Source organism: Streptomyces sp. NPDC004051, from assembly GCF_053604275.1.
In genome coordinates this window covers 86,705-101,353 of the sequence record NZ_JBSGHG010000003.1, presented here as the reverse complement: position 1 = coordinate 101,353, position 14,649 = coordinate 86,705, and the positions used below count along the sequence as shown (strand labels likewise).

Annotated in this window: 11 protein-coding genes; all 11 read left to right on the top strand. The window is 72.5% G+C overall.

Annotated elements, in window-relative coordinates:
* The first annotated feature begins 337 nt into the window (after positions 1 to 337).
* The 11 genes from ACWEQO_RS05760 to ACWEQO_RS05710 all read left to right on the top strand — a co-directional run bounded on the left by ACWEQO_RS05760 (position 338) and on the right by ACWEQO_RS05710 (position 14,648).
* Positions 338 to 1,192 (top strand): bifunctional methylenetetrahydrofolate dehydrogenase/methenyltetrahydrofolate cyclohydrolase, encoded by an 855-nt coding sequence (locus ACWEQO_RS05760; RefSeq protein WP_361450123.1) that lies wholly within the window; start codon positions 338 to 340, stop codon positions 1,190 to 1,192.
* Positions 1,182 to 1,730 (top strand): DUF3017 domain-containing protein, encoded by a 549-nt coding sequence (locus tag ACWEQO_RS05755; protein WP_361450126.1) that lies wholly within the window; start codon positions 1,182 to 1,184, stop codon positions 1,728 to 1,730. Before ACWEQO_RS05760 ends, ACWEQO_RS05755 begins: the two co-directional genes overlap by 11 nt.
* 492 nt (positions 1,731 to 2,222) lie before the next feature.
* Complete coding sequence (locus ACWEQO_RS05750; protein ID WP_452979341.1) at positions 2,223 to 3,305, top strand: DUF2690 domain-containing protein; 1,083 nt, start codon at positions 2,223 to 2,225, stop codon at positions 3,303 to 3,305.
* A 455-nt stretch (positions 3,306 to 3,760) separates the two neighbouring features.
* Positions 3,761 to 4,750, top strand: coding sequence for a malate dehydrogenase (locus ACWEQO_RS05745; RefSeq protein WP_361450132.1), 990 nt, complete (start codon positions 3,761 to 3,763; stop codon positions 4,748 to 4,750).
* Between the two features lie 214 nt (positions 4,751 to 4,964).
* Entirely contained in the window at positions 4,965 to 6,689 is a 1,725-nt protein-coding gene (locus ACWEQO_RS05740; RefSeq protein WP_452979338.1) for a hypothetical protein, read from the top strand.
* Positions 6,676 to 7,032: a hypothetical protein gene (locus tag ACWEQO_RS05735; protein ID WP_361450138.1), complete on the top strand. Its 357-nt coding sequence runs from the start codon at positions 6,676 to 6,678 to the stop codon at positions 7,030 to 7,032. The genes ACWEQO_RS05740 and ACWEQO_RS05735 overlap by 14 nt, the downstream gene beginning before the upstream one ends.
* Positions 7,033 to 7,090: 58 nt before the next feature.
* Positions 7,091 to 8,131 (top strand): hypothetical protein, encoded by a 1,041-nt coding sequence (locus tag ACWEQO_RS05730; RefSeq protein ID WP_452979335.1) that lies wholly within the window; start codon positions 7,091 to 7,093, stop codon positions 8,129 to 8,131.
* 211 nt (positions 8,132 to 8,342) lie between these two features.
* Positions 8,343 to 9,863, top strand: a complete 1,521-nt coding sequence (locus ACWEQO_RS05725; RefSeq protein ID WP_361450144.1) for an aldehyde dehydrogenase family protein — start codon at positions 8,343 to 8,345, stop codon at positions 9,861 to 9,863.
* A gap of 176 nt (positions 9,864 to 10,039) precedes the next feature.
* Positions 10,040 to 11,575, top strand: a complete 1,536-nt coding sequence (locus tag ACWEQO_RS05720; protein WP_361450147.1) for a GMC family oxidoreductase — start codon at positions 10,040 to 10,042, stop codon at positions 11,573 to 11,575.
* A complete protein-coding gene (locus ACWEQO_RS05715; RefSeq protein WP_452979737.1) occupies positions 11,575 to 12,705 on the top strand; it encodes a quaternary amine ABC transporter ATP-binding protein in 1,131 nt (376 codons plus the stop codon). Before ACWEQO_RS05720 ends, ACWEQO_RS05715 begins: the two co-directional genes overlap by 1 nt.
* Entirely contained in the window at positions 12,705 to 14,648 is a 1,944-nt protein-coding gene (locus ACWEQO_RS05710) for an ABC transporter permease (RefSeq protein WP_452979331.1), read from the top strand. Before ACWEQO_RS05715 ends, ACWEQO_RS05710 begins: the two co-directional genes overlap by 1 nt.
* Position 14,649 lies beyond the last annotated feature (1 nt).

Sequence of the window (14,649 nt, the reverse complement as noted above, 5' to 3'; positions counted from 1 at the left end):
CGGTCCGTCCCCCCGGTTCTTGCCCGCGGCACCGTGTCGTTCATCGTTCTTGACCGATCTGCCGGTTGTCCAGCCGCAGGCGGTATGTGTTGTGCAAGTGCAACATTGCTGATCTTGGCCGGATACAGGTGAAACACGGCCGGTTCGAGGGTGGACTGAAGGTGAAGTACGGGATTGCGAATCCCACGGTCGCCCGGAGCCGCGCCCGGAGCCGCGCCCGGAGCCGCGTCCGGAGCGCGGGCCGAACCCATCCGGAGCGCATTCGGAGTGCGGGCCGAGTGCGGGCCGAGTGCGTGCGGATTGGAACCGGGGCCCGGTCATCCGCGAGGATGGGGCCATGACCGCCCAGATTCTCGATGGCAAGGCCACCGCAGCCGCGATCAAGTCCGATCTGACCGCCCGCGTGGCGGCGCTGAAGGAGAAGGGCGTCACGCCCGGCCTCGGCACGATCCTCGTCGGCAACGATCCCGGCAGCCAGAAGTACGTCGCCGGCAAGCACCGCGACTGCGCCCAGGTCGGCATCGCCTCCATCCAGCGGGAGCTGCCCGAGACGGCCACGCAGGAGGAGATCGAGGCGGTCGTCCGTGACCTGAACGAGGACCCGGCCTGCACCGGATACATCGTCCAGCTGCCGCTGCCCAAGGGCATCGACGAGAACCGCATCCTCGAACTCATGGACCCGGACAAGGACGCCGACGGCCTCCACCCGATGAACCTCGGCCGCCTCGTCCTGAACGAGCCGGCCCCGCTGCCCTGCACCCCCAACGGCGTCCTCACCCTGTTGCGCCGCTACGGCGTGGAGATCAAGGGCGCCGAGGTCGTGGTGGTCGGCCGCGGAGTGACCATCGGCCGCCCGATGCCGCTGCTGCTGACCCGGCGCAGCGAGAACGCCACCGTGACCCAGTGCCACACCGGCACCCGCGACCTGTCGGCGCACCTGAAGCGCGCGGACATCATCATCGCCGCCGCCGGCTCCGCCCATCTGGTCCGCGCGGAGGACGTCAAGCCCGGTGCGGCCGTCCTGGACGTCGGGGTCTCCCGCAACGCCGAGGGCAGGATCGTGGGTGACGTCCACCCGGACGTGGCCGAGGTGGCCGGCTGGGTCTCCCCGAACCCCGGCGGTGTCGGTCCGATGACCCGGGCCCAGCTGCTGGTCAACGTGGTGGAGGCGGCGGAGCGCAGTGTCGGCTGACAGCGAGGCCCGCGAGGCGCGGGCGCCCGGGTCGGAGCCGGAGCCGCCGTCGGCCTCGGCGCAGGCCGAGGACGGCACGGCGCCCGAACTCGCCAAGGCCCCCGATCCGGTCAGCGCACCCGACGCCGAGGGCAAGCCGCGGCGCACCACCCGTCGCTTCCCGCGGTTCACCAGGGACACCGCCCGCCCGGAGGGCGGTGGCCGGGCCGCCCCCGGCGACGCTCCCGCGCCCGCCCGGCAGTGGCCGATCCTCGCCGTGCTGCTCACGGCCGGGCTCGGCCTGCTGCTGACCGTGTTCGACCTGTTCCGGAGCGGCACGCTGCTGATCGGCGTGGCGCTGCTGGCGGGCGGAGTGCTCCGCTGGGCGCTGCCGGATGTCGGCATGCTCGCCGTGCGCTCCCGCTTCACGGACATCGTCACGTACGGCGTGCTGGGACTGGCGATCGTGCTGCTGGCGCTGATGATGCAGCCCAAGCCGCTGCTGGAGATCCCGTTCCTGGAGGACACCCTGCACTTCACGGTCGGCGATCAGCGGTAGGGGCCTGTCCCGGGACGGTCCGGGGGATCCGGGGGGCGTAGCGGAACGGTCACTTCCGTGCCACAGCGCCCGGACAGCCGTTGAACAGCGAGTTCGCCGTGCAGGAAGGTTGTTTCCGGCGGCGGCCCGCCCTTTCACGGGGGTGAGGACGGGCCGCCGTTCACGACAGGGAGGGCGCCTCGGACGACCGGCGGGACCGCCAGGACCGCCGGGACCGCCGGGATGATCCTGGCGGACCCGAACGATCCGTGCCACCCTCCCGTGTTGTGCCCGGTTCTGGTCGGTCGAGGGGGCTGCCGGTGGGAGACTGGGCCACGAGCGGGTGAGCGCGCGACGGCGCACGCCCGTGGCCCTGACGCTCCTGTGCGCCCCCACCCCGGGAACTGAGATCCTGACCGGCGGCATCCATGTGGGTAGCCGGAGCGGCGACTCGGCGGAGGGCCACCACACGCGAGGGACATACCAGTACGACCGGGGGAAGAGGGGGAAGCAATGCCTCGTTGGAAGGCCTTGCCGGATGAACTCGATCCGCAGATCAAGGAGTTCACGAGCCAGCTCAGGCGCGTGGTGGACCGCAGCGGTCTGAGCGTCGCGTCGGTCTCCGACAGCACGGGCTACAGCAAGACGTCCTGGGAGCGTTATCTGAACGGCCGGCTGCTCGCGCCCAAGGGCGCGATCGTGGCCCTGGCCGAGGTCACCGGGACCAATCCGGTGCACCTGACCACCATGTGGGAGCTGGCCGAGCGGGCCTGGAGCCGTTCGGAGATGCGGCACGACATGACGATGGAGGCGATCAGGATCTCGCAGGCGCGCTCCGCGCTGAGCGAGTTCGCCGGACCGTCGTCGCACGGCAGGGGCGGCAAGGGCGGTGGCGCTCCGGCCCGGCCGGGCGTCGCCGGACCGGTCGGCGTCTCACCGGGCGTGCCGCCGCAGCCGACCCCCTCGGACGTCCGTGACGCCTCCGGGACGAACTCCTGGGGCATGGCCGGGTACCCCGGGCCCGCCCCCTCGGGCCGCCGCGACGCAGCCGCCCCTCCCGAGCCGCCCCGAGGCGGCGGCGGCCGTGGCGGCTCCGGCGGGCCGGACGGCAAGCGGCGGACGGGGATGTTCCTCACCGGTGCCGTCGGAGTGCTGGTGGTGATCGCCTCCGCGTTCTACGTCACCGGGATCGACGACGGCAAGAAGGCCGAAGCCGGGAAGTCCCCCTCGCCCACCGCCTCCGCCCCCGCGGAGCTGCCCGCCGGAGTGAAGTGCAGCGGCGACGACTGCGACGGCAAGGACGCGGAGAACATGGGGTGCAGCGGCGAGCTGGTGACCACCACGCAGACGGCGACCGTCGGCGCCACCACGGTCGAGGTCCGCTACAGCAAGACCTGCGGCGCCGCGTGGGGCCGGATCACCCAGGCCGCGCAGGGGGACGAGGTCGAGATCGCCGGCGGCAGGTCGAAGCAGAGCGACAGCATCACCGAGGTCGGCGACACGGTCGCCTACACCCCGATGATGGCGGTCGAGAGCGGCGCACAGGCCAAGGCCTGCGTGGTACTGGCCTCCGGCGAGAAGGGGTGCACGGAGTAGGGGGAGCGGTGCCGAGGCGGCGACCCGCAGGCGCGCCGCGAAGCCGCCCGTGGAGCCGCACCCGAAGTTCGTGGCGCGGTGTGTGCATGGGACGGCGGAACCGGGGCACGCGAACCTCACCCCCCACGGGAGTCCGGCAGGATCGGTCCCCCGATCGGCGGCCGCCTCCGACCCTCTCCCGGACCGGCGGCCGCCTTCCCCCGGGCACGCTCGTGTACGCGTTCGTCACCCTGTGGGGCTGACCACACGGAGCCTGCACGTCCACGATCGTGGATGCCGCGATAGCCTGACCGCTGGATCTCTCTTGACGCCAAGAGATCGATCACCGGTAATCGCCACGATGATCCGTCCGCACCGGTGATCGATCATCGTGGCGGGCACCGGTCACGCACCGGAGCGGGATCCGTACCCCGGGGCCGGGACGCCCCACCGCCAGCTGTCATACGGAGAACGCCATGACCCGCACTCCCGTGAACGTCACCGTCACCGGCGCGGCCGGCCAGATCGGTTACGCCCTTCTCTTCCGCATCGCCTCAGGCCAGCTGCTCGGCGCGGACGTGCCGGTCAAGCTGCGCCTGCTGGAGATCACCCCCGCGCTCAAGGCGGCCGAGGGCACGGCCATGGAGCTGGACGACTGCGCGTTCCCGCTCCTGCAGGGCATCGACATCACGGACGACCCGAACGTGGCCTTCGACGGCGCCAACGTGGCCCTGCTCGTGGGTGCCCGCCCGCGCACCAAGGGCATGGAGCGCGGTGACCTCCTGGAGGCCAACGGCGGCATCTTCAAGCCGCAGGGCCAGGCCATCAACGCCCACGCCGCGGACGACATCCGGGTGCTGGTGGTGGGCAACCCGGCCAACACCAACGCGCTCATCGCCCAGGCCGCCGCCCCGGACGTACCGGCCGAGCGCTTCACCGCGATGACCCGGCTGGACCACAACCGCGCGCTGACCCAGCTGGCGAAGAAGACGGGTTCGACGGTCGCCGACATCAAGCGCCTGACCATCTGGGGCAACCACTCCGCCACCCAGTACCCGGACATCTTCCACGCCACCGTCGCCGGAAAGAACGCCGCCGAGGTCGTGAACGACGAGAAGTGGCTGGCCGAGGAGTTCATCCCGACCGTCGCCAAGCGCGGTGCCGCGATCATCGAGGCCCGTGGCGCCTCGTCGGCCGCCTCCGCCGCCAACGCGGCCGTCGACCACGTCCACACCTGGGTCAACGGCACCGCCGACGGCGACTGGGTCTCCATGGGCATCCCGTCGGACGGCTCCTACGGCGTCCCCGAGGGTCTGATCTCCTCCTTCCCGGTCACCGTGAAGGACGGCACGTACGAGATCGTCCAGGGTCTGGAGATCAACGACTTCTCCCGCGCCCGCATCGACGCCTCGGTCAAGGAGCTCGAGGAGGAGCGCGAGGCGGTCCGCGGCCTCGGCCTCATCTGATCACTCCGTCCGATCATGGACCACGGGCCCCGCACCGGTACCGACCGGTGCGGGGCCCGTCCGCGCGGGGGACGGAGTTCTGGCCAGGCGTTGACGCGTGTCACATGATCGCACTCTTGACAAACCAGTTCCCCTTGGCCTAGCGCCTCCCCTATGCTGATGGCTCGTCAACCCTTCTGTCACCGAAGGCGCACGCAGCATCGGGGGGACTGGCATGAGCACTGTCCACGTGCCGCAGCAACCGCACCACCCGGACGGCCCGGCCCCGCCGGAGGTCCTGTCCGTCCCGCCGCACACGAGCGAGGCGACCCGGCTGCTGTGCGGGGGCGTCTACCTGGACCCCGAGTACCGCGACCGCGTCATCGACGAGCTGTACCTCCACGAACAACGCTTCGTGGCGCCGTCGCTGGGCATCGACGCCGCCCGGGTCCTCGCCCATGCGCTGCGGGCCCGTCGACAGGAGCTGCGCTGGTCCGCGGGGATCGCCGGGCTCTGGGTGGTGGGCACGGCGGTGACCGGCGGGCCGTTGGCCGGCCTGTTGCTGGCCGGCCTGCTGCTCGGCCTCGCGCCCTGGGCCAGGGGCGGTGCCCAGCCGCCGCCCCCGCACCGGCAGCTGTTCGCATCCGTGCTGAGCTGGGGAGGCCGCGTCCTCTTCGCGGTGTACGCGGTGCTGGTCGTCGCCGCGGCCTTCGGGGCCGGTCCCGGCGGCTCCGGTTCCTCGTCCGGTTCGTACGGGTCGAGTGATCCCGACGCTCTGGGTCTGCCCTTCGTCGAGGCGGTCGAGCCCTGGCGTGCCTGGCTGGGCATCGGTGTCGTCGTCCTGGTCGCGTGGTGTGCGACGGCCCAGCGTGAGGGGTTCGCCCGCGTGTTGGGCATGGAGCTGTCCCCGCGGCACTTCCCGGATGTGGCGAACGACCCCGCGGAAAGGGGAGAGGGGGAGCGGTTCGCCCGGCTGATGCGGCGCGTCCGGCGGGAGCAGCACACTCCGCTGATCATGTACGACGAGGAGCGTCCGTTCTGCGGATCGGGCGCCGCGTACGACACCTGGGTGCTCGCCGTGGAGCTCCGGCCGGACGAGGGGCTGAAGAACCGGCAGCCGCTCGGCAACCGTGTGATCCTCGACCGGGTCCGGCCACTGATCGAGCAGCTCCGTGAACCGGCCGAGCACGCGAGCACCCCTGTGCGCGACCGGCTGCGCGGACTGGAGATCGACGAGTGCGTGTTCCTCCCCGTGGAGGGATTGACCGACCGCGACCAGGCCACCTACACGCCGGAGGCGTTCGAGCGGCACCTGCTGCGGGCGGTCGAGGAGGGCGGCGAGAAGCGGCGGCACTTCCTGCGGATCCGGGTCGGCGCCTGGGGGGAGGAACTGGGCGTCACGGTGTACGTGCGGGTCCACACCCAGGGCCGCATGCTCATGCTGGAGATCGCCCCGCACGTCATGCCCCCGGTGCGCCGGGAGTTCAAACGCGCCGACCACGTCGCGCACGCGGTCCGCACCGGCCCGATGCTGGACAGGATCGTCTCGGCGGCCACCCTGACGCCCGGCTCCGCGGGCCGGGCTCTGGTCTCCCTGTTCCGCGGCGCGGTCTTCGGGTGGCGGCTGCTCACCGGGGACCACCGGAGCGCGCTGCCCGAGGGGCCCGCCCTCTCGGTGCGCGAGTTGGCCGCGACGGCTGCGCAGTCCACGTTCCAGGAGATGGACGTGGCCCGCTATCTCCGGAGCATTCAGGACCGCGTCGGGCACGGGGTGCGCCTGGCGCTCGCCGACGCCGGTTACGAGACCGGCGAGTTCGTCCAGAAGATCGTGAACATCAGCAACGGCGCGGTCAACATCAACCGGGTCGAGGGCTCCACCTTCGCCATCGGTGAGAACTCCAGCGCCACCACCGGCGGCCCCGTGCCGCAGAGGGGAGCCTCCGACGATGACGGCACGTGAGGAGCCGGGCGTCCGCCTGGGGGACGTCCACGGCAGTACCTTCGCCATCGGCAGCAACGCGCACGCGGAGAGCCACCACGGCACCCCGGCGTCGCGCGACGCCGCCGCGGAGGAACTGCTCGCCGCGGTACGGGAACTGCGGGCCGATCTGGCCCGGCTGCGGCAGAGCGAGCAGACCGCACGCCTGGACGAGGCCCTGGCGGACACCGAGGAGGAGATCGACCGGACCGGTACGGCCGCGGAGAGCCGTCGGCGGCGGCTGCGCGATCTGCTCGCGGACGCCGAAACCATCACGGGACTGCTCGCCTCGGCGGGGACCGTGGCGGGCCTGCTCGGGATGTGACGCCGACGGGCGGCACGACGCGGGGAACGCGAAGAGCGAGGAAAACGAGGGGGAAGCGATGGGCGGAGCACCGCGGTACTGGAACGAGGAGGCCCAGCGCTGGGAGGAGGGGGGCGCGGGGGAGCGCGGAGGGACGGAGGACGCGGCCGTACCGGCCGTACCGCCGCCCCCTGCCGTGCCGCCGCCCCCGGCTGCTCCGCCCTCCGGCACTCCCACCCTCACGAGCCTCCAGTGGTCGGGCGGCGGTGCCTCGCCGGCCGCGTGGACGTCCCCCGAGCTGCCCCACACCCTCGGGGAAGAGCCCGTCCCGCCCGGGCACCCGGCACCGGCTCGGTACGGGCTCGACCGGAGGCGGCTGTGGGCCGTGACGGGCGGGGCCGCCGTGGTCGGGGTGGTCGTGGGGCTGGTGCTGATCCAGACCCTGGGAGGCGGCGAGGGGGCGCACGGCCAGGGAGACGGCAGGGCCCCCTCGGCGGGCGTGTCACAGTCCGCCGGGTCCGGGCCCGGGTCCGGGACCTCCGGACCGGAGGAGCCGCCCGTCCCGAGCCGACCGCCGTCCTCCACCGACCGGTCCGGGCCGTCCGCCCCGGACCCGGACGGCACCGTCCCCGCCGGTTACGACCGGTACGCCGACTCCGAGGGCTTCACCATCGTCCGCCCCGCGGGATGGGTCCGTAGCAGCGTGTCCTCCCAGTACGGCATGGACGTGGTCAACTACCGCAGTCCCGACGGCGGCAGGCGGCTCCAGGTGTTCGAGGTGGCGGAGCCCTCGCCTGACGCGTCGTACGAACTGTTCCTCTCCGACGCCACCCCGAAGGCCCCCGGGTTCGAGCAGCTCTCCCTGGAGACGCTGGACGACGGCGACTTCACCGGCTCCCGGCTGGAGTACCTCGCCGACTCGTTCAGGGAAGAGCCCGACATCGGAACCTGGCACGTCGTCGACCTGCGCTTCCAGGCCGCCGACGGCAAGCTGTACGCGCTCGCCGCCTACGGGGCCGACTCCGACGGCCACGAGGACGAGCGCGAGCTGATCCGGATCGCCCTCGAACACTTCTGCCCGCCGGACACCACCTGTGGGACGGCCACGAGCTCCGGCTGAACCGAACCCGGCCGGATGTACGGGTCGTTTTCGGCTGCTTTGCTCGCGTGGTGTGTGGCGTTGCGCACTTCCCGCAGGAAATCGCGCATGCATTCGGAACCCGGGGGAAGGCGCCATCCCGTTCCGTGGGTGACGCCCGTGTGACTCGACCTGGTCACTGGACCTGTGTCACTCATGGGCGCTGAACAGGAACGGAAGGCAGCAGACGGTCATGGCGGACAGTACAGAGCTTCAGGTGCGCACCTCGATCCACGCGGGAGGCGAGTGGCGGGCGGCCCTCTCGGGGGCCACCCGCGAGATCCTCGACCCCGCGGACGCGCTGCCGTTCGCCGTGGTCGCGGAGGGCGACGAGAAGGACGCCGACCTGGCGGTGGCCGCCGCCCGGCGGGCGTTCGACGAGGGCCCGTGGCCGCACACCCCCGTCGCCGAGCGGGCCGCGCTGCTGCGCCGCGTCGCCGCTCTCCTCGTCCGGGACCGGGAGAAGCTCGGCCTGCTGGAGAGCCGGGACGCGGGCAAGACCGCAGAGGAGGGGCGCGTCGACATCGACTGTGTCGCCGACGCCTTCCGCTACTTCGCCGACCTGGTCGCCGGGGAGGCCCCCGGCCGGGTCGTCGACGCGGGTTCCGCCGACGTCCACAGCGTCGTCGTGCACGAGCCGGTCGGCGTCTGCGCCATGATCACGCCCTGGAACTATCCGCTGCTCCAGGCCAGCTGGAAGATCGCCCCCGCCCTCGCGGCCGGGAACACCTTCGTCGTCAAGCCCAGCGAGATCACCCCGCTGACCACTGTGGCGCTCATCGACCTGCTGATCGAGGCGGGGCTGCCCGCCGGGGTCGCCAACATCGTCACCGGGCCCGGTCACACCGTGGGCGCCCGGCTCGCCGAGCACCCCGACGTCGACCTGGTCTCCTTCACCGGCGGACTGGTCAGCGGCGCCAAGGTCGCCCAGGCCGCCGCGCCGGGTGTGAAGAAGGTCGCCCTCGAACTCGGCGGCAAGAACCCCAACGTGGTCTTCGCCGACGCCTGCGCCACCAAGGACGGCTTCGACACCGCCGTCGACCAGGCGCTCAACGCGGCCTTCATCCACAGCGGCCAGGTCTGCTCGGCGGGCTCCCGGCTCATCGTCGAGGAGTCGGTCCGTGACCGCTTCGTCACCGAACTCGCCCGCCGCGCCGAGAAGATCAGGCTCGGCCGGGGCACCGCGGACGGTGTCGAGTGCGGACCGCTGGTCTCCGAGCAGCAGCGCGACAAGATCGAGGCGTACGTCGCCTCCGCGCTGAAGGAGGGGGCGGTGCTGCGCTCCGGCGGCAAGCGGCCCGAGCCGTCCGCCGACCGGCCCGAGGCCGGCTACTTCTACGAGCCGACCGTCCTCGACCACTGCCACCGCGAGATGCGGGTGGTGCGCGAGGAGGTGTTCGGACCGGTCCTCACCGTCGAGACCTTCCGCACCGAGGACGAGGCCGTCGCCCTCGCCAACGACACCGAGTACGGGCTGGCCGGCGCCGTCTGGACCGCCGACGCGGGCCGCGCCCGGCGGGTGGCCGGACGGCTGCGCCACGGCACCGTGTGGATCAACGACTTCCACCCCTACCTCCCGCAGGCGGAGTGGGGCGGCTTCGGCAAGAGCGGAGTGGGCCGCGAACTCGGCCCGGCCGGCCTCGCCGAGTACCGCGAGACCAAGCACGTCTACCAGAACCTCGCGCCGAAGCCGGTGCGTTGGTTCGCGGGCTGAGCCGCCGCCACCGAACGGCGCCCGGAACGGACGCGGTGCGTGCGGCCCTGGCCGCACGCACCGCGTGACGCCGTACTGCCCGGAACCGCGCCCCCGGTCACCCCTCGGCGCCCCAGCGCCCTTCAACACCCTTTGTTCCCCTGTCCCGTCCCCGAGTCCCCGTAGGAGCAGCCTCCATGCCGGAACACGTCCACGAGCACACGTACGACTACGTCGTCATCGGCGGCGGTACCGCAGGATCGGTCATCGCCTCCCGGCTGACCGAGAACCCGGACGTCACCGTCGCGGTCATCGAGGGCGGCCCCAGCGACGTCGGCCGCGACGACGTGCTGACCCTGCGCCGCTGGATGGGCCTGCTCGGCGGCGAGCTGGACTACGACTACCCCACCACCGAGCAGCCGCGCGGCAATTCGCACATCCGGCACAGCCGGGCCCGGGTCCTCGGCGGATGCTCCTCGCACAACACCCTGATCGCCTTCAAGCCGCTCCCGTCCGACTGGGACGAGTGGGAGCAGGCCGGCGCCGAGGGCTGGGGCGCGGTGCAGATGGAGGCGTACTACGCCCGGCTCGAGAACAACATCGTCCCGGTCGACGAGAAGGACCGCAACGCCATCGCCCGTGACTTCGTCGACGCCGCCCAGAGCGCGCTGGGCGTGCCGCGGGTCGAGGGCTTCAACAAGAAGCCGTTCGACGACGGCGTCGGCTTCTTCGACCTCGCCTACCACCCGGAGAACAACAAGCGCTCCTCGGCGTCGGTCGCCTATCTGCACCCGGTGATGGACGAACGCCCCAACCTGACGATCATGCTGGAGACCTGGGCGTACCGGCTGGAGCTGAACGGCACCCGCGCCGAGGGCGTCCACGTCCGCACCGAGGACGGCGAGGAGATCCTCGTACGGGCCCGGAAGGAAGTCCTGCTGTGCGCCGGCGCGGTCGACTCGCCCCGACTGCTGCTGCACTCCGGCATCGGTCCGAAGGCCGATCTGGAGGCGCTCGGCATACCCGTGGCGCACGACCTCCCCGGGGTCGGCGAGAACCTGCTCGACCACCCCGAGTCGGTGATCGTCTGGGAGACGAACGGACCCATCCCGGACAACTCCGCGATGGACTCCGACGCGGGCCTGTTCGTGCGCCGCGACCCCGAACACGCGGGCCCCGACCTGATGTTCCACTTCTACCAGATCCCGTTCACGGACAATCCGGAGCGACTGGGCTACCAGCGGCCGGAGTTCGGCGTCTCCATGACCCCGAACATCCCCAAGCCGAAGAGCCGCGGCAGGCTCTACCTGACCAGCGCCGACCCCGAGGTCAAGCCCGCGCTGGACTTCCGCTACTTCACCGACGAGGACGACTACGACGGCCGCACCCTCGTCGACGGCATCCGCATCGCCCGCGAGATCGCGAGGACCGAGCCGCTGGCCCACTGGCTCAAGCGCGAGGTGGCCCCCGGCCCGGACGTCACGGGCGACGAGGAGCTCAGCGAGTACGCCCGCAAGGTCGCCCACACCGTCTACCACCCGGCGGGCACCTGCAAGATGGGCGCGGCGGACGACGAAACAGCCGTCGTCGACCCCGAGTTGAGGATCCGCGGCCTGCAGGGCATCCGGATCGCCGACGCCTCCGTCTTCCCGACCATGACCGCCGTGAACCCGATGATCGGCGTGCTGATGGTCGGCGAGCGGGCCGCCGATCTGATCGGGAGTGATGCGTGATGGGTGCCGCCGCTCCCGCCGCCCCGGCCGCTTCCGCCGGCTCGGAGGCCGACTCACCCGTCTTCTCCGTCGACGGGCTGTGGAAGGTCTTCGGCCCGAAGGCCGACCGTGTGCCCGGCGATCCCGAACTGACCGCGCTCGACCCGGCCGGACTGCGCGCCCGCACCGGCTGCACGGTCGCCGTCCGGGACGTCTCCTTCGACGTCCGCAAGGGCGAGGTCTTCGTCGTCATGGGACTGTCCGGCTCCGGCAAGTCCACGCTGGTGCGCTGTCTGACCCGGCTGATCGAGCCGACCGCGGGCGCCATCGCCATCGACGGCGAGGACGTCCGCGCCATGGACAGGGGACGGCTGCGCGAACTGCGCCGCCGCCGCGCCGCCATGGTCTTCCAGCACTTCGGCCTGCTGCCGCACCGCACCGTCCTCGACAACGTGGCCTACGGCCTCGAGATCCAGGGCATGGGCAGGGCGCAGCGGCGCGCCAAGGCCGCCGAGGTCGTCGCCAAGGTCGGCCTGGAAGGCATGGAGCAGCGCAGACCCGGGCAGCTCTCCGGTGGTCAGCGCCAGCGCGTCGGGCTCGCCCGCGCCCTCGCCGTCGACCCCGAAGTGCTGCTTTTCGACGAGCCGTTCAGCGCGCTCGACCCCCTCATCCGGCGCGACATGCAGGAGGAGGTGATCCGGCTGCACCGCGAGGAGAGCCGCACGATGGTCTTCATCACGCACGACCTGAACGAGGCCCTGAAGCTGGGCGACCGCATCGCCCTCATGCGCGACGGACGGGTGGTCCAGCTGGGCACCCCCGAGGAGATCGTGGGCTCGCCCGCCGACGACTACGTCCGTGACTTCGTCCGGGACGTCCCGCGCGAGCAGGTCCTCACCGTCCGTACGGCGATGCGCCCCGCCACCTCGGCGGAAGCGGCCGGCAGCGGCCCCGCCGTCCGCCCGGACGCCACGGTGGCGGAGGCCGTCGAGGCCGTCGCCCGCGGGGGCGGCCCGGCCCGGGTCCTCGACGAGGGCCGCTGCCTGGGCGTCGTCGACTCCGACGCGCTGCTGTCGGTGATCGCCGGGACGGGGCGCTCCGCGGAGACGGAGCAGCCCGCCGGGACGGAGCTGCCCGGGGAGGCCGTCTGATGGCGACCGTCACCGCAGCCGTCCCCCGGACCGGCCGGTCCGGTCTGCTCGGACACCTCGCCGTGCGCAAGCTCCTGCTGCTCACCGTGGCCGCCGCGGTCCTCGTCCCGTTCGCCGTCGCGCGCTGGGCCGGCGGCAGCTGGCCCGAGGCGCTGACCGTGGACCTCTCCGGACCGCTGGCCGGGGCCAGCGACTGGATCATCGACAACCGGGACTCCCACCCCCTCTTCCTGTACTTCTTCGGCCACGTCAGCAACGTCGTCGTCGTCACCGTACGAGCCGTCTACCTCGCCCTCCTCGCCGTCGGATGGGCGGGGGTGACCGCTCTCGCCGGGCTCGTCGCCTGGCGCGTCGCGGGCGTCCGCCTCGCGCTCGGCACCGCCGTCGCGTTCCTCGCCTGCGGAGTGCTCGGCATGTGGGTGCCCACCATGCAGACGCTCGCCCTGATGGTGGTCGCGGTCACCGCATCCGTCGTCGTCGGTGCGCTGCTCGGACTCGCCGCCGGACTCTCCGACCGGATGGACCGCGTCCTGCGCCCGGTCCTGGACACCATGCAGGTGCTCCCTGCCTTCGCCTACCTCCTGCCGGTCGTGCTGGTCTTCGGCATCGGCGTCCCGGCCGCCGTCCTCGCCACGGTCGTCTACGCCGCGCCGCCCATGGCCCGGCTGACCTCGCTCGGTCTGCGCGGCGCCGACAAGGAGGTGCTGGAGGCGGTCGAGTCGCTCGGCGCCACCTCCCGCCAGCGCCTGCTGACCGCCCGCATCCCGCTGGCCCGCAAGGAACTCCTCCTGGGACTCAACCAGACGATCATGATGGCGCTGTCCATGGCCGTCATCGCCTCGGTGATCGGCGCGGGCGGTCTCGGCGACCGCGTCTACCAGGCGCTGGCCTCCGTCGACGTGGGCGCGGCCCTCGCCGCCGGCATCCCGATCGTGCTGCTCGCCGTCGTCCTCGACCGGGTGACCGGCGCGGCCGGGGCGAACCTCGGCGAGGCGCCCCGGCCCCGCACGCACTGGCTGTACGTCGTGGCCGGCGCCGCGGCCGTGGCCGTCGCCGGACGGCTGACGGCACGCCTGGAGTGGCCCGACGGATGGGTGGTGTCCCTGGTCGAACCGGTCAACCGGGCCGTCGGCTGGATGACCGACCACCTGTACTCGGGCGTCCCCGTCGTCGGCGGCACCGCCGACTGGGCCGCCCGCTTCACCACCTGGGTCCTCGACCCGGTCCGCGACGGACTGCAGTGGCTGCCCTGGTGGTCGGTGCTGCTCGTGGTCGCCGCCCTGGCCTGGCTGATCGGCACCTGGCGCACCGCGCTCACCGCCGTCCTCGCCATGGCCGCCATCGGGGTGCTCGGCGTGTGGGAACCGTCCCTCGACACGCTCTCCCAGGTCCTCGCGGCCGTCGCCGTCACCCTGGTCGTCGGCTTCGCGACGGGCATCGCCGCGGCACGCAGCGACCGCGTCGACCGCCTGCTGCGGCCCGTGCTGGACGTGTTCCAGACGATGCCGCAGTTCGTGTACCTGATCCCGGTCGTCGCCCTGTTCGGCGTCGGCCGCGCCCCCGCCGCCGCGGCGGCCGTCGTCTACGCGCTGCCGGCCGTCGTCCGCATCACCGCGCAGGGGCTGCGCCAGGTCGACCCGGCGGCCCTGGAGTCGGCCCGCTCGCTCGGCGCGACCAGTGCCCAGCAGCTGCGCCAGGTCCAGCTCCCGCTGGCCCGCCCGGCGCTGCTCCTCGCCGTCAACCAGGGCGTGGTCCTGGTCCTCGCCGTCGTCATCATCGGCGGCATGGTCGGCGGCGGCGCACTCGGCTACGACGTCGTCTTCGGCCTCGCCCAGGGCGACCTGGCGACCGGCCTGGTCGCCGGCGCCGCGATCGTCTGCCTGGGCCTGATGCTCGACCGGGTGACCCAGCCCACCGAACGCCGCGCGAAGAAGGGAGCCTGAC

Excerpts from the sequence above, each read along its gene's own strand:
- ACWEQO_RS05710 (WP_452979331.1), top strand. The coding sequence starts at position 12,705 with ATGGCGACCGTCACCGCAGCCGTCCCCCGGACCGGCCGGTCCGGTCTG.
- ACWEQO_RS05740 (WP_452979338.1), top strand. The coding sequence starts at position 4,965 with ATGAGCACTGTCCACGTGCCGCAGCAACCGCACCACCCGGACGGCCCG.
- ACWEQO_RS05760 (WP_361450123.1), top strand. The coding sequence starts at position 338 with ATGACCGCCCAGATTCTCGATGGCAAGGCCACCGCAGCCGCGATCAAG.
- ACWEQO_RS05750 (WP_452979341.1), top strand. The coding sequence starts at position 2,223 with ATGCCTCGTTGGAAGGCCTTGCCGGATGAACTCGATCCGCAGATCAAG.
- ACWEQO_RS05715 (WP_452979737.1), top strand. The coding sequence starts at position 11,575 with ATGGGTGCCGCCGCTCCCGCCGCCCCGGCCGCTTCCGCCGGCTCGGAG.
- ACWEQO_RS05745 (WP_361450132.1), top strand. The coding sequence starts at position 3,761 with ATGACCCGCACTCCCGTGAACGTCACCGTCACCGGCGCGGCCGGCCAG.
- ACWEQO_RS05735 (WP_361450138.1), top strand. The coding sequence starts at position 6,676 with ATGACGGCACGTGAGGAGCCGGGCGTCCGCCTGGGGGACGTCCACGGC.
- ACWEQO_RS05725 (WP_361450144.1), top strand. The coding sequence starts at position 8,343 with ATGGCGGACAGTACAGAGCTTCAGGTGCGCACCTCGATCCACGCGGGA.
- ACWEQO_RS05730 (WP_452979335.1), top strand. The coding sequence starts at position 7,091 with ATGGGCGGAGCACCGCGGTACTGGAACGAGGAGGCCCAGCGCTGGGAG.
- ACWEQO_RS05720 (WP_361450147.1), top strand. The coding sequence starts at position 10,040 with ATGCCGGAACACGTCCACGAGCACACGTACGACTACGTCGTCATCGGC.